This window comes from Nonomuraea sp. NPDC050404, assembly GCF_040655495.1.
In the GTDB taxonomy this organism is placed as follows: domain Bacteria; phylum Actinomycetota; class Actinomycetes; order Streptosporangiales; family Streptosporangiaceae; genus Nonomuraea.
Genome location: NZ_JBFAKB010000057.1, coordinates 20,292 through 35,657 on the forward strand (window position 1 = coordinate 20,292; position 15,366 = coordinate 35,657).

Consider the following 15,366-nt stretch of genomic DNA (forward strand, 5'->3'; position numbering starts at 1 on the left):
GTGATTGATCCGACGAGCATAGCTCTGAACATCGCCAAGCAGCTCGTGCTTGGCCTGGAGAGGCACGAGCGCACCCCCGAACGTCTTCGGGAGGTGGCCAGCCAGGCTACTGGGATGTTGAACTCCTCCATGGGCAGTGCTTCGGCTGAGGAGATCGCCCGCCAGCTTGAGTCGGAATTCGAGGTCTGGGTCCCTCAGGCCATCGTTGTCAGCGATCCCGGCGACCACGAGCCCTGGCTCGATGCACGTCGTGGAGACATCGAGTTCGCCCACTGGAAGCGATACAGCACCCTGCTTGGCAAGGCGTGGAAGCCGGGAGCCGTCGAAGCCCTCGACGAGTCGACGGACCAGATCCTGCAACTGATGGAAGACCCTCAACGAGCAGGTGAATGGAAGACCTACGGGTTGGTCTACGGTCAGGTGCAGTCTGGCAAGACCGCCAGTTACACCGGTGTCATTTGTAAGGCGGTTGACGCTGGCTATCAGGTCGTCATCGTCCTCACCAGCCAACACGAGAGCCTCCGGCACCAAACCCAGGCCCGTCTGGACAAGGAGTTCCTGGGGTTCAACAGCAAGTTCAGTCGGAACCCCTCAGCGGACTCCTCAGTCATCATCGGAGTCGGCGCTCTCGGCCTCCGGGCACCGGACGCCTTCTGCATGCCGGTGACGACCCGCGACAGCGACTTCACCAGCGCGCAGTTTCAGGGTACGCCCATCAACATCCATGAGGTCCGGATCCTCGTGGTGGCGAAGAAGAACAAGCGGATTCTGGACAATCTCAGAGACTGGTTGAGCAACTTCGCCACGTCGAGCGCCGACGGAACCCGTGTCATCCGCAACGCCCCTCTTCTGCTCATCGATGACGAAGCCGACTACGGCTCAGTCGACACCAAGCGTGCAGCCAACGGCACCACTCACAGCGACCCCGACCATGATCCCACCGCGATCAACAGGGCGATCCGGGGGCTGCTCGAGCTCTTCGAGAAGCGGGTGTACCTGGCCTACACGGCCACACCATTCGCAAACATCTTCATCCCGAACTCGACCGACCATCCTGAGCACGGCGTTGACCTGTTCCCCCGCAGCTTCATGGTCGCCCTGGAGCCTCCTTCGAACTACTGCGGCCCCGAGGTGGTGTTCGGGCTGGAAGACCCCTCGGCCGCGGAGATCCGAGAGCCCCTGCCCATAATCCGCGAGGTGGACGACCATGAACGGTGGTTGCCCGACACCCACCGGAAGGGGGCCCGTCCCCGAGGCCCTCTTCCCGCATCCTTGGTTGAGGCCCTGGACGCCTTCGTACTTGCCACAGCGGTGCGCAAGGTTCGGGAGGGCCAGTTCGACGTGGCCGGGGGCCACAACACCATGCTGATCCATGTCACGCGATTCACAGATGTCCAGCGTGAGGTTGCCCGGCAGATCGAAGCCCACCTCGTCACCATGGCGAGCTCCTGGGGTGACTACGGCCAGGCGGGTCGAGATCTCCGCGAGCGTCTGACGCGACTCTGGACGACGGACTTCGCCGATACGTACACGACGCTTGCAAACCGTGATGACGTCAGCACGACAGTTGGTCCTGCCGTCTCCTGGCAGGAGATCGCGTCGGTCATACCGCAGGTTCTGAACGAGGCCGGAGGAAACGTCAAGCAGATCAACGGAAGTGCTGCCGATGTGCTCGACTACCAGTCGAGCACGCCCGTCACCGTGGTGGCAGTGGGAGGAGACAAGCTCTCCAGAGGACTCACTCTTGAGGGCCTCACCGTCTCGTACTACCTGCGCGCCTCAAAGACCTACGACACCCTGCTCCAGATGGGGAGGTGGTTCGGCTACCGTCCGGGTTACCTGGATGTCACGCGGCTGTACACCACCACGGAACTCGTCAACTACTACGTCCACATCACCCGGGCGAACCGGGAGCTCATGGATCTGACGAGCGCCGTGGCCAAGGCAGGTCAGACTCCGGAACACGTGGGGATGCGTGTTCTCAACGGTGTGGGCAACCTCCAGGTCACAGCAGCCGCGAAAATGCGGTCCTCGGCCATCATGTCGGTCAGCTTCTCCGGAACCAGAGCGGAGACGCTGGTCATGCGCACCGATGACAAGGCGCTGAAGCAGAACCACGCGCGCCTCGAAAAACTGGTCGAGGAGATGATCCCCTGTTCTGAGGTCCCGAAGGAGCAACTCAACGGTGCAGGTCGAGGATTCTTCCGCCAGAGTGTCCCCGCGGATGTGGTGCTGAACTTCCTCGACGGCTTCGACGTGTCCCCCCGTGTCCTGACCGCGAACCCGGAGAACCTGGCCAAGTACATCAGAGCCCAGTTGGCCAGAGGCGAGCTGGTTCGCTGGACAGTGGGGGTGACCGGAGGCAGTTCCGCCTCCCACTTCTCTGCGCACGGGACAGACGTTCCGTTGGTGAGACGCAAGCCGATCATGCATCCTCGGGTACGGGACAGTGAGTTCGAGGTCGGCGTTCTGGTCAGTCCCGCCCACGAAGCACTCGGCCTCCCCCCGGGACGGGTGCGTCGAGCTTTCGACCGTACAGCCGACGAGTTCCGCCAGAGTGGCAGAGGGCGGGCGCCGGCGCGGGCCAGCGGCGAGTCCCTTCGCATGATGCGTGACCCTGCCGAAGGGCTCCTGCTCATCTACCCCATCGATCCTGCCGTCTTCGCGAACGAGGACACGACCGCCGATCTGCCTGCCGTGGGCTATGCGGTGGTGTTCCCGCACTCGGACAGGGCCGAGAAGATCGAGTACCGCGTGAACCAGGTGTTCCTGGACGGTCTCAGGAAGGCCGTGGATGTTGATGAAGAGGAGGCCTGAACGTGCGCCTGAGCACCCCGGAAGAGCTCGAACAGTCTTTTCGCACCGCAGAGACAGGAGGAGGCCCCAAACAGGGTGCTGTACGACGCAGGCTCCTGCCGAACTCTGCCCTGGACGTGTTCACAGAGGTCCGATTCCCGGGGCGGGAGTGGGCCCTCCTCGTACGGAGCAACGAAGCCATCGAGGACCGTGACCTGGTCCTTGCCACGGGGCTCGTCTGCCGCACCAGGAACGGGTCCGTGGAGGTTGTTGCCAATCCGGACACCGACCGGCTCCTCTTCTGCGCCCTGCTCGCCGATCTGGTCAACCAGCTCCGTATCCCTGTACCCGGCCCCGCCACCGCGCTGGTTCGCAGGCTCGGTGCATGGCGCCGCATGCTCGACCGGGGTCTTTCCACAGGGCTCTCTCCCGAGGCGCGGCTCGGGTTATACGGCGAGTTGCTGGTTCTCCGGGAGGTCATGCTGCACGCCCTTGGGTCAGCAGCTGTGCGAGCCTGGGTCGGTCCTGGAGGGGCACCACAGGACTTCCAGCACCTGTCCGCAGCGGTGGAGGTGAAGACGGTCTCCAGACGAGACCCGGACCGCTGCCGCATCAGTAACGAGAGGCAACTCGAAGCTGCCGCGCACACCACCAGCCTGTTCCTGGTTCACCAGGCCGTGAGCACCTCCGGCGACGGCACGTCGTTGGGAGAACTTGTCGACGAACTCCGTAACCACCCTAAGGTCACGCCTGAGCTGTCCTGGTTCGAGAACTGTCTGTTGGAGGCGGGCTGGTTGGACATCCATCGTGACCAGTATGTCAACGATCGGTACTTCCTCTCCCGGAGACAGGCTTTTGCTGTGGACGCGACCTTCCCTCGGATCACACCGTCAGACCTCGCTCCCGGAGTCTCCGGTGTGTCATATCTTGTCGACCTGTCCTCCTGCAGTTCACACAGAGTGGATGAGGAAACCGTGAGGAAGTCGGTTTCGACTGCCAGCAGCACGACGAAGGAGTAGTGGTGGAGGGGGAGACTGCCGAAGAGTTCGCCATCCACCTCGAGCAACTTGTGGAGGACAGACTCGGTCAGGAACCGGGCTGGCTCAAGCGCGACGTCTTCGTCCAGGTGGTGGCCGACTACCTGATCGAGGACGGCACTCTGGAAGATCTCCGCCCCTGCTACCACACCGCCCAGTTCGGCAGGAGCAGAATGGGTGTCGCCGGCTACTACATCAGCGACGACGGCGGCGTTCTAGATCTTGCAGTCGTGGAGTACGGGTACTTCGGTCAGACACTGCCGCGGGACCAGGTGACCAAGCGTTTGCGCTGGGCGTTGAACTTCGCCACGGCATGCAGGGACGGCCACCACATGCGAATGGAGGAGTCGAGTCCCGAATTCGACATGGCGCAGACCATCCATGCCAACTGGGCCGAGTTCGGCAAAATCAGGCTGTTCTTCCTCACCGATGCGCGAACCACTCTGACGGCCCTGCCTGAGCAGAGCCTCGACGGAATCCCGGTGGCCCAGCACATCTGGGACATCGAACGACTTCACCGGCTTGCCAGCTCCGGCCGCCGCGAGGAACCGATCAGCATCGATCTCGGAGAGCTGGGCCAGTCCCTCCCCTGCCTTCCCGCCCCGGTCTCGGACCACAACCACCGGTGCTTCCTGACGGTCATTCCGGGACAGTTTCTCGCCGACATGTACGAGGAGCACGGATCCAAGCTGCTGCAGAGAAATATCCGTGCCTTCCTCCAAGCGCGTGGCAAGGTCAACAAAGGACTCAACCAGACCATCCGTGACACTCCCGGAAGGTTCCTCGCCTACAACAACGGCATATCGATGACCGCAACAGGTGTAGCTCTCGACAGAGTGGACGGTCAAGCCGTCCTTGTTCGGTTGGATGATGTCCAGATCGTGAACGGCGGTCAGACCACCGCCTCGCTGCACCATGCAGCGAGGCGGGACCGGGCAGATCTCAGCAAGATCCACGTGCCAGCCAAGATCACCGTTGTCGACCCGGAGTTGCTGGACCAACTCGTTCCCCAGATCTCGTTGTACGCCAACTCCCAGAACCCGATCAACGAAGCCGACTTCCAGTCGAACAGTCCCTTCCACGTTGAGCTCGAACGTCTGTCCCGCAGGCTCTGGGCGCCGGCGACGGACGGATCACAACATGAGAGCCACTGGTACTACGAGCGGGTGCGTGGCCAGTACCAGGTTGACCGGGCCCGGCACTCGAAGGCGCAGCAGAGGATCTTCGACAGGGAACATCCACGATCCCAGAAGTTCACCAAGACTGACGCTGCCAAGTTCGAGATGACCTTTCTTGCAGAGCCCCACACTGTCAGCCTGGGAGCGCAGAAATGCTTCCACCACTGGACACTGGAGGTTCTGTCCGCACCCGGCCTTCTGCTGCCCGACGAGCAGTACTTCCGTGATCTTGTAGCCAAGGCGATCTTCTACTCCCATGCGCGAAAGGAGATCCAGCGGCTCAATCCGGGCGCGGGCTACCTGGCCAACGTCACCGCCTACACCGTCGCGCGCTTGTCCCAGGAGATCGACGTGGAGGGGACGCTGAGAGCAGTCTGGCGGACCCAGCGACTCTCCTCCGCGATGCTACGCGCCGTGGCACACCTGAGCGGACCCGTCCGCGAGGCCCTGCTGGACGCTCCAGGTGCTGGCAACGTGACCGAGTGGTGCAAGAAGGAGGACTGCTGGAAGAAGGTCCAGGACATCTCCTGGGTCGGCATCTGAGCTTCCTCAGTTACCCCACGGCAATCTGGAGGCCCGAGGGTTGCTTCACGCGCTTTCGTCAGAGCGTTCGATTACCCTGAGTACCGGCTGCCTGATCTCCCGGCTGGAGAGCAATTTGGATCTTCGCGACCAGAGCGATAGGTTTTCGAGGTTCGTGGCCCACTGGGAGGCCAAAGTGCCTCCTGGTGCGAAAGAATAACTTGCCTTGGCCAGGGACCTCGTGTTCTCCTGGAGGCCGTTGCGGTACAGGGAGGATGCGTGTCGTTCTACGGGGTGAAGCTGCACCGCAGTGACGTACTTCGCCTACCGCAACCTGACGACGCCTGCACCGAGGAGCTCTTCGCCGAATGGTGTCGCAAGAAGATCGCCGCAGGGGAGAAGCTCGCAGTTGATCTCTTCTCCGGCGCCGGCGGCTTGAGCCACGGCCTGGAACAGGCGAAGTGGACTGTCGCCGTTGCCGTGGACCACGACGACCGTGCGCTGGAAACCCACCGCGCCAACTTCACGGGCCTCGCCCTGAAGGTCGATCTCTCGGACTTCGGCCAACGCGCCAAGTTGATCAACCTACTCAAGCAGACCAGCATCGACCTGGTCGCGGGCGGCCCCCCGTGCCAGCCTTTCAGCCGAGCCGGCCGCAGCAAGATCCGCAGCTTGGTCGAACAGGCTGGACGTGACCCACATGACGCCCGCAAGGATCTGTGGCGTGCCTTCCTGGAGGTCACCCTCGCGATCAGACCGCGCGCAGTCCTCATGGAGAACGTCCCGGACATGGCGCTCGGAGACGACTTCCAGGTGGTCCGTCAGATAGCGGAGCAGCTGGAGGACGCTGGTTACCACACAGACGTTCGACTGGTGGACACATGGAAGTACGGTGTTCCCCAACACCGGAAGCGTCTGATCGTCCTGGCACGGAACGACGACGAAAAGTTCCCCTGGCCGGAGCCTCGAACCGAGTTCGTCACCGTTCGTGACGCAATCGAAGATCTTCCTGCGCTGACCGACGAGGATCCCTTGGGTGGCCGTTGTCGTGACTACCCTGCGACGGCCGAACCCTCCGAATTCGCGCGACGCATGCGTGAAAACATGGTCGAGGGCGAGCACATCGGAAAGGTCTGGGACCACATGACCCGGCCGGTCCGGCCTGACGACCTCGAAACTTTCAAGCTCATGGACCACACCACGCTGTACTCGGATATCCCTGAGAAGCTCCGCCGGTACAAGGCTGACACCTTCGACGACAAGTACAAGCGACTCGACTGGAACGAACGTAGCAGGTCCATCACCGCTCACATCGCGAAGGATGGGTACTGGTACATCCATCCCGAACAGCACAGGACCATCACGGTCCGGGAGGCCGCACGGATACAGACCTTCCCTGACCACTTCCGCTTCGCGGGCACACGCAGTGACGCATTCCGACAGATCGGTAATGCTGTGCCTCCCGAGTTGGGTAAGGCCGCGGCGCAGGCGGTCGCCCCAACAGAGGACCTCCAGGAGGCGCTCTTTCCCGCGACGAATCGGTGGCTCGCCTTCCACAAGCACCTCACTGCCTGGGGCATGGAACAGCGCCAGGGACCGAACTGGTTCAACCTGCCCGGGCCAGACGTAACTCCCGCCGTCGCTGCCATCGTTGCCATGCTCAGTTTCAGCCGGGTCGACCTCAACGACATGGCGCGCGCGCTTGAGCCTCTTAGGGGCGCGAAAAAGCTCACGCTCAAGGAGCATCATCGGCTGGTGGAGAGTCTCGACAACGTCAAGGCTGTACGTCGACTAGATCGCCTCACCGAGCTAACGCGTAAGCAGAGCATATGGAAGAACCCTGCGGACCTTGCTGACGAGCTCAAACTTCTGCCTGGCGAGGACGCACTTCTCACACTCCTCAGCGGCCACGACCTCATGTTGACGTCGCAGTTGTCCCTGCGCGTCGCCGCCCGGGTGATGGGTAGCGACTCCGACAAGGTGAACCGACTGACCGACGGCCGAGTTGACCTTGCCCGCCTAGTGGGCGGTGGCGATGACGCACCGCTGCGCATGGCAACGCTCCGCCTAGTGGGAATGACCGTCTGTTTGCCAGCAGAGCTCAACTGCGGCGGGTGTCCTCTTGCTGATTGGTGCGCTTCGAGCAACACGGGCGCCCGGATGCGTCAACGCTCTACTGGCCGGTAAGTCCGGTCGGTGCTTCGGGCCTCTTGCTCCACGCGACGCGCGGCATGCTGGAGGTCCTCTTTGATTTCGCATTCCCAGATGCGCAGCACCCGCCAGCCGGACTCGGTAAGGACAGTGTTGTTCCGAGCATCTCTGGCCCGATTCGTGTCAATTTTCTGATGCCATCTCTCCGCGTTGGGGCCTTTGAACTCAACCGGTGAGTGATCGGGGCATCCGTGCCAGAAACATCCGTCAACGAAGACAGCGAGCTTCCATTTGGGAAGCACGAAGTCCGGGGTACATCTGGCAACCAGACGACGGTGGAGGCGGAACCTGAGCCCCAAGGCATGAACCGCCCGCCGCAGCTGCACCTCGGGATGCGTGTTACGCGTACGTCTTCCGCGGAGGTGTGCTCCCTTCTCTGTTGCCTTCCATGCCCCTCTGCTACTCGATCCAGAGGATCGGCGGGCTGGCAGCGTGGTGTCTGATGACACCTTCCCATCCCCGTCCGAGGCCTTTGTCGCCATACAAACCCTTAACAACCAGACATTCGTCATATTCCGTGCCCTTGCCCTAAAGGAGAAATTGCCGCCTCTTTCGCGTAGTATCACCCTTCACAGAGGAATGCCCATCCAGTTCGAGCCCTCAGTCCCCAGAGGCTGACATGTGCTGCCGGGTTGTCGAAAGCGGCGCGCGCATCGCCCGGTACATGGTCGTGTCGCCGTCGCCGACAAGACTCCGGGGCTGGAGCTTGTGGTGCGGTCGGTCAACGGTGTGCCGGGGCTGGTAGCCGAGCGGGCGGGCGAGGTCACGGCGGTGGCCTCGTTCGAGATCGCCGACGACCGCGTAACCCGGATCTGGGTGGTCCGCAACCCGGAGAAGCTGCGGCCGTGGGCCCTGGACGGCTGACACGCCAGGCGTCCCATCCCCTGACCCCGCGCTGCGCAAGCGGGGGGGGGATGACGTGGCGTCGTCTGCGCGCGCCATCGACGCGAGATCAGTGGCCGAACGGTGATCCCTGATGCCCGTCAGACCGGATTACGCTCGGCCGTTTCGTCGTCATCTCCAACGTACTCTTGGATCTCATCCAGCGCCTCCACGATGGTGCGCGCCACCGCCGGCTCCAGCCTGACGATTACATCTAGGCCCGCGCCATGGGGCAAGGAGCAGCCCAGCATGCGCCGCGCCAAGCCCTCGTCGCCCGCCGCAATGGCGGCCCGGGCCAGGACGGCCATGGTGGCGCTTCGCTCGGCGTCGTCGGCGATCCCGGTGGCCCATCGCTCGGCCTCGGCGAATCGTCCCGCCTTGGCGGCGGCGACGGCGATACCGGCCAGAGCTTTCTCCCGGTCGACCTGGGAGCGAAGCTTGCTAGTGGCAAGACGTTCGGCCTCATCGAACAGGCCCGCCCGCATGGCGTTCGTGGTCACACGCGCCAAGACCTTCTCCCTGGTCTGTGGAGTCAGGCCTGTCCTTACGGCTTGGATCACTTCACCGATCAGTCTCCTGGCGGTCTCCTGATCGCCGTGTCCGGCGGCAGCGGCTGCGAGATCGCCCAGGATCCCGGCCCGACGCCCCTGGTAGCGGATCCCCCAGGCGGCGAGGCGTTCGGCCTGATCGAACAAGCCCGCCCCTATGGCATGGCTGATGACCCCGGCCAACGCCTTCTCGCGGGCCTGCGGGCTGGTGCCCGTCCTGGCGGCTTTGACCGCCTCTTCGATCAGCTGCCTGGCCTTCTCCTCGTCTCCGTTCCCCGCGGCGGCGACGGCGACGACCCCGAGCGCGGAGTGCTCACCGCATGCGGTGGCGGCAGTGACCGCGATGCACTCCGCCCTTGTGAGGAGGCCACACTCCACGCTGGCACGGCAGAGAACGGTGAGCAGCCATGCCTTGGTCTTCTGCTGCGTCACGTCAGCGGCGACATCTTCGACCTTGGCGAGGATGCGATCAGCGTACGAAGGGTTGTTGAACAGCGAAGTGGCCCTTGCCACGCGCGCGAGGATCGTGCACCGCGACATCTCGTCGGTCTCCTCGACCGCTATACGCATGGCCTGGGCCAGGAGGGCTCTGCCGATCTTGCCGTTATGGGTTCTGGCCGCCAGCGAGGAGGAGGCCAGCACGGTGAGCCCGATACCTCTGTATTTCTTGTTCGGTATGCTCAACGTCACCTGCTTGGCGATCTTGAGCAAGTCGTTCAGATAGGGAAGGTCGCAGATGGTTTCGGCGCGCCGGACAATGCTTGCCAGCGCCACCGCCCGGTTCTTACTCGACTCGATCGACAACGCGACCCTCTTGGCCTCCTCTATCACTGCTTTGGCGGGCTCTCGTTCGCCGATCTGCGCCCGAAGGTCGGCGATCCCCATCAGAAAGCCGATCCGGCGGCAGGGACGCACGGCATTCGCAGCTCGTAGGGCCTTGCCCAGCAGCCTCACGGTGTGTCCTCCGCCCTCGGCCGCTGTGAGCCGACGGGCCATCTTCACCAGAGTGCCGACGCGGGCATCGCTCTTCTGGAAGTGTGCCACCGTCTCTTCGGCGTCGGCGACCAGGCGTCTGGCCCGATGCTGCTCCGTCACCGGGGCACGAGCGGCCAACTCAGTCAGCGCATGGACGCGGGACTTCATATCTGCGGTGATGTAGGCGGCGATGGCCTCGGCGTCCTTGTGCCGACCTGATTCGGCCGCGGCAATGGCGATCTCGGGCAACGGTATGCTCATGCGCGTCAGATTGGGAACGCTGGAACAGACTCGTTCACCAAGCGCGAGTAACCGCTCGGCCTTGTCATGATGGCCTGCTTTGTTCGCGGCTTCCGCGACGATGGCAAGAGCCAGGGCACGTCTGAACGGGCTGCTGAAAACGTCGCCCAGCACAAGGCGTTCGGCGGCGTCCAGATGACCTGTGTCCACAGCGGATCGGATCACGTCGGTGACGGCGAAATTACGATGCGATGCAAGGGGAATCGCCAGAGCGAGGCGTTGAGCGCAGTCCAGATGACCTGTCATGGCGGCCATGGGAGCGATTTCCATCAGCACCGAACTTCGGACCTTGGGCACCCGGATGGCGCTCGCCATGCGCTCCGCGTCAATGAACGCACCCGACTTCGCCGCCGACAAAGCCATTCCGGACCAGGCCTCCGAGCTTTTGTCGTGGTCGACGATGGCCCCTGCGACCCGCTCCGCCTCCTCTGCCAGGCCTTTCCGTGCCGCGATCCGCGCGATTCCTGATCTCAGGTCGTCCTGCCTCCCTTCCCCTTGATAACTCCAAACATTGCGTGTGGCGTTCGCGATCATTCTGGCGGCCGACGCGGTCCCTTCGGTCTCCAGAGCGAGTTGGAGCCGACCCAGCAACGGGATGAGAGAGGGGTCTAGACCTTCGGTTTCAGCCCGGGCACTCATGGCTTCACAGAGTAGGCGCCTGGCGTCATCGTGTACGCCTCTGTGGAGAGCGACGCGGGCCAGGTCCGCCAGCTCCAGCGACGCGGGCCGCTCGCCGTCGGTGGGGACGGCGGCAGCCGCTGCCAGTGCGCGCGCGGCTCGCTCGTGATCGTTGCGCTCCAGCGCCACCAGGGCGACGTTCACCTTGGCCGCGGCCTTTCTGCCTCGGTGCAGAAGCATCTCCATGACCTGGTCTGCCTCGTCGAGCAGGGCGGCCTCTGCTGCGGCCGTCGCCAGGTCACCGAGTATGTCCTCACGGCCCTTGAGGTTCTTGCCGGCGATTTTCGTTATCGCATCGAATAAGCGCCGAATACGCTCATGGCCGCCTGCCATAGCTGTGAACTCCACGAGCGCGGTCAGGATGGATGCTCTCGCGTGCAGCGGTGCGGCATGGGCGATATCCTCGGCCGTGTCCAGCAGGCCGGCGTGCGCGGCGGCGCGGGCAGCCTCCTTCCAGATCAACACTCGTTGCGCGCCGTCCTTGATCTGCCGGATCAGTTCAAGCGCCAGACCGGGCATATCCGACTCCGCCGCTCTCTTCGCTATGCCTTCCAGCTCGCGATCGCGTTTACCGGCGTCAGGCATGTCCTCCTCTGTCGGTACGGCCTCACGGAGAAGGCTCTCCCCCCGTTCGCGATCACCGGCCTCGACCAGCGCACAGCCCACCTCGGCGAGCGCCATCGCACGCCTGTTGGGGGCGATGATGGCCCGGGCAGAAGACGTCGCCTCGTCGAACGTGCGGTGGCCGCGCTCGAACTTCTCACCGGCGACGAGTGCTCTCGCCACCCAGGCCAAGGCCTGAACGCGATGGACGGGGTGGTGGGTGCTCCGTGCGAGGCGTTCTGCCTTGTCGAAATCGCCGAGCCGGGCCCGGAGGATGGTCAGGAAGGGCGGCGGGTTGGACTCCGCGTTCCTGAAGAGATCCGCCCAAAGCGCAAGGCGGAGCATCGTGGCGAGGTCAGGCTCCTTGCGGTTCGACAACAGGTTGAGAGTAACGGCGAGCTCATGAAACGCCGCCTGATTCGCTCCTGTGCGATGGTGCAGAACGCGGTAGCGGTCAGGCACGTGCAGCGTCAGCAAGGCGTCGAGATCGCCTTTGCCGGCCAGCATTCGCGGATAATGGACAAGCAGGTAGGCGGGAGTATCGTACTTCCAGCCATCATGGGCGGAACCTTTCGCCCATTCTTTGATTCGCTGCCTGTACTCGTTGATGTCCTCGCCGAGAGCGCTCTCAACGTTTACGCGGATGAGGTCGTGAGCGAATACATAACCAGATTCTCCAAGCTCCTCGTAGGGCTCGATCAGGCGCGCGAATACGCTGTCCATGCGGCGCCGGATCTCGAAGTTGCTGGTGTCGATGCTCTTCGTGCCGACCGATGTGAGGCGCTTCAGGTTCGCGACGGTCAGATGCCCTCCTGCCGCGGCCGAGAGCCCGAGCAGGGCTTGGTGCAGGCTGCCCTCGGTCAGGCCGGTCGCGTGCAGATAGGAGTTCAAGCCCTGCCTTACCTGGTCCCAGATCTCTTTCGATCTCTCATTCGCGATCATCTGGCGCGGCGGGCAGCCTTGTAGCGGATGGTTGACGCCGACCAGCCCTCGGGAGACGGGCGCGTACCGGCTCGTCACCATCACATGGCTGCCAGGCAGGCAGATCTCCGGCAACTGGGAGGCGATGCTCGTGCCGCCGTAGCCGTGTTGCTCATCCTCGTCGAGACCATCGACTACGAGCAAGAGCCTGCCGCCCTCACCTGTTACGCGTTCAGCCGCCCGTTCCCACAGGTCTTCAAGGTCATAGCCTCTCGGGTCCAGGTGCTGGAAGCCGCGGTCACGGGACTCAGGGGGATGCACGAGCAGGTTCAGCTGACCGGCCACCGCCTTGCGGAAGTCGTCTAGCGGTGAACGCTCCAGACGGGAGACGAAATAGGCGACCACCTTGGTGTTCTCGGGAGGACGAACAGCGATGTCGGCCGCGAACGCGGTCTTGCCGGAGAAGGGCTTGCCAATCCACAACAGGTATGGACTGTCGCTCGCCAAGAAGTCCTCGACTTGTGCGCGCTCATCGTCCCGTCCTCCGAAGTCCTCACAACGACCAGCCACTCGTTCGATCGCACGCCGGTAAGGATCCTCGAACGGTCTGACGGTTCTTGGCGGCAGCTGGATGCCTGCCCCGCTCAACCACTCCTGGAAGCTGTCTCGGCTGGAGAGGGGTTCGTCGTAGACCGCGCTCTCACGAGGATCATGAGGGCCGGTGACTGCCGACAGTCTGACGCCGAGCAGTCTGCCGTCATCATGCGCCACGACGACAACGCCCACCAGGAGACCATCCACCAGTATGGCCGCCCCGGACGCACCGCTGTTCTGTTCGGGCTGCCGCAGCGGGGCACCCCGGCGATGCAGGTCCAGATGCCCGGTCCTCATATGTGAGCCGAGCAAGATCTCTCCATCGACCTCTTCGAGGTCGCTGATGTCATCGATCAGGTGCGACCGGGGGAAAGCCCAGGACTTGAAACCGACCCGCCCACTGGCCGAGAAGGCGAAGCGGCCCAGCTGGGCCGGAGCAAGAGGTGGCAGAGACGAAGAAGCCACGGTCAGCAGAGCGAGATCGACTCCCGCGCTTTCGGCCGTCCACACCCGCGTGGCGGGAACGGGCCGTCCATCGAGGGGAACGGCCGTCCGCACCATGCACTCCCCAGGTCCACCGACGACGTGTCTGCAGGTGAGAATAAGCGACTCGGATATCCGGTAACCGGTGCCGAAGCCCTCTTCCCCGACGAAGACCTCGACGGCCCGTTCCGAGGGGTGAGTGGAGATCACCGGCGGGGTGGGGCAGGCCGGCGATCTCCGATCTCCAGCCGACCGTTTTTCGTACTGGGGGCCAGGGTTACGGAGACGCGGTGCGTCGTGGTCTTTTCCAGGGACGCGTTCGCGCCTGCCTCGATCACCCACACCTTCACCTTGCCGTCCAGCCCGCCCTTACGGGTGACGGCGACCGCGAATTCGATCTCCACCGCGTCCACTCCGAACCGAATATCCTCCGATCTCCCCTCACGACGTATTTCATCTAGCTCATCGCGAATTGCGCCGACAGCTTCGGACAGGCCGATCTCTGCCATTCCCGTTCCTCCTTCGTGACGATCGGACACCATACCTGCCGCAATCGCCCTGCACCGGCGAACGTGGGGTTCACGCCATAACACTTCGGTCTGACCTGAGCTTCTTCGTCGAGCCGACCTCAACCATCTTCGGGGCCTGATTTCAGAGATTGATCAAATCGAACCGGCCCGATCCAGACATGGCACCCGAATCGTGATCTCGCGCGCTCTCCTCGTCGGCGGGCGCGAGGTGGGCGGCGCGATGCCTCCGCCTTTCCCCCAAGGCGACATCAAGGTGACGGTCGTGGACGGTGATGGTGGGCCACTGGCCGACATGTAGAGCAGGGCGGCGTGGACAGCGAGGGTGACAGGCACGCAGTCGAAGGGACGGAGGGCTGCGCGTACGTGTCCGAGCCGCTGACGGGCGCGAGGATGGCGAGGTCGGGCGGCGTGGCCAGGACGACCTGGTCGGCAAGTGGATATCACCACGGGTATCGGTGAGGCCGCAGCCGTCCACCGTCTACACAAAGACCTCAACCGAAGTCCGTGATGTCTGAGTGGTCACCCGCCGACAGCTCGACCTGCACCCTGCCCAATCAACGCTGTGGCTCTCCCATGAGGTGATGTCGCTGACCAGCTTGGTGCCCGGCCGGGCGGTGGTGAAGTCGCGGCCGACCAGGTCGGGGATGCCGCGAAAGTCGCCCTGGATGGTGGTGGACGGGCGGAACGCCCGCACCTGGGCCGGGACCAAGCCCTGCTCGCGCATCAAGGCCCGGACCAGCTCGGCCGAGCAGTGCTCGCCGCGACGGGCCAGGGCGGCGTGCACGCGCCGGTAGCCGTAGGTCTCGTGCGAGCCGGCGAAGATCTCGGCCACCAGCGCGGCCAGCAGGGTGCGGCGTTGCGCGGTGGCCGAGGCCGGCCGATCGCGCCATTCGTAGTAGCCCGAGCTGGACACACCCAGCCAGGCGCACATCCGCGCGATCGAGTGACGGGCCTTCTCCGCGTCGATGAGCTCGTACTTGGCGAGCGTCATCGAGTCTCGGACGCGAAGAAGGCGGCCTTAGAGCCTGCAGACAAAGGCTTAAGGGTTGGCGGGCATGGGCCCGTAGAGGGCTGGTCCGATCTTGTTGATGTAGCCCTGGTGGGACCA

The 15,366-nt window shown here is 63.8% G+C and carries 9 protein-coding genes; 5 read left to right on the forward strand and 4 right to left on the reverse strand.

The features are described 5' to 3' along the window. The 4 genes from AB0I81_RS62515 (at nucleotide 1) to dcm (ending at nucleotide 7,720) form a co-directional block, all read left to right on the forward strand. On the forward strand, nucleotides 1-2,817 hold the full coding sequence (locus tag AB0I81_RS62515; RefSeq protein ID WP_360679971.1) for a Z1 domain-containing protein: 2,817 nt from the start codon (nucleotides 1-3) through the stop codon (nucleotides 2,815-2,817). A 2-nt stretch (nucleotides 2,818-2,819) separates the two neighbouring features. Then, nucleotides 2,820-3,815 carry a PD-(D/E)XK motif protein gene (locus tag AB0I81_RS62520; RefSeq protein WP_360679974.1) on the forward strand — a complete coding sequence of 332 codons (996 nt, stop codon included), beginning with the start codon at nucleotides 2,820-2,822 and terminating at the stop codon, nucleotides 3,813-3,815. A gap of 2 nt (nucleotides 3,816-3,817) precedes the next feature. After that, nucleotides 3,818-5,554 carry an AIPR family protein gene (locus AB0I81_RS62525; RefSeq protein WP_360679977.1) on the forward strand — a complete coding sequence of 579 codons (1,737 nt, stop codon included), beginning with the start codon at nucleotides 3,818-3,820 and terminating at the stop codon, nucleotides 5,552-5,554. A gap of 258 nt (nucleotides 5,555-5,812) precedes the next feature. Beyond that, on the forward strand, nucleotides 5,813-7,720 hold the full coding sequence (gene dcm, locus AB0I81_RS62530; protein ID WP_360679980.1) for a DNA (cytosine-5-)-methyltransferase: 1,908 nt from the start codon (nucleotides 5,813-5,815) through the stop codon (nucleotides 7,718-7,720). Here the strand turns inward: dcm and AB0I81_RS62535 are convergent. Continuing rightward, on the reverse strand, nucleotides 7,699-8,256 hold the full coding sequence (locus AB0I81_RS62535) for a very short patch repair endonuclease (RefSeq protein WP_360679983.1): 558 nt from the start codon (nucleotides 8,254-8,256) through the stop codon (nucleotides 7,699-7,701). The genes dcm and AB0I81_RS62535 overlap by 22 nt on opposite strands. 199 nt (nucleotides 8,257-8,455) lie before the next feature. On the opposite strand from AB0I81_RS62535, the gene AB0I81_RS62540 reads away from it, so the two are divergent. Further along, on the forward strand, nucleotides 8,456-8,608 hold the full coding sequence (locus AB0I81_RS62540; RefSeq protein WP_360679986.1) for a hypothetical protein: 153 nt from the start codon (nucleotides 8,456-8,458) through the stop codon (nucleotides 8,606-8,608). A 119-nt stretch (nucleotides 8,609-8,727) separates the two neighbouring features. Here AB0I81_RS62540 and AB0I81_RS62545 read toward each other — a convergent pair whose 3' ends face one another. The 3 genes from AB0I81_RS62545 to AB0I81_RS62555 form a co-directional block, all read right to left on the reverse strand. Further along, nucleotides 8,728-13,938: a trypsin-like peptidase domain-containing protein gene (locus tag AB0I81_RS62545; protein WP_360679989.1), complete on the reverse strand. Its 5,211-nt coding sequence runs from the start codon at nucleotides 13,936-13,938 to the stop codon at nucleotides 8,728-8,730. Then, the gene (locus tag AB0I81_RS62550; RefSeq protein WP_360679992.1) at nucleotides 13,935-14,237 is read right to left on the reverse strand and encodes a trypco2 family protein; all 303 of its coding nucleotides are present in this window, start codon (nucleotides 14,235-14,237) and stop codon (nucleotides 13,935-13,937) included. Before AB0I81_RS62550 ends, AB0I81_RS62545 begins: the two co-directional genes overlap by 4 nt. A gap of 499 nt (nucleotides 14,238-14,736) precedes the next feature. Further along, nucleotides 14,737-15,249, reverse strand: coding sequence for an IS3 family transposase (locus AB0I81_RS62555; protein WP_360679995.1), 513 nt, complete (start codon nucleotides 15,247-15,249; stop codon nucleotides 14,737-14,739). Nucleotides 15,250-15,366 lie beyond the last annotated feature (117 nt).

What these genes read in the sequence shown, in the direction of transcription:
- AB0I81_RS62535 (WP_360679983.1), bottom strand. Translation starts at nt 8,256, where the DNA reads ATGACGAATGTCTGGTTGTTAAGGGTTTGTATGGCGACAAAGGCCTCG.
- AB0I81_RS62550 (WP_360679992.1), bottom strand. Translation starts at nt 14,237, where the DNA reads ATGGCAGAGATCGGCCTGTCCGAAGCTGTCGGCGCAATTCGCGATGAG.
- AB0I81_RS62555 (WP_360679995.1), bottom strand. Translation starts at nt 15,249, where the DNA reads ATGACGCTCGCCAAGTACGAGCTCATCGACGCGGAGAAGGCCCGTCAC.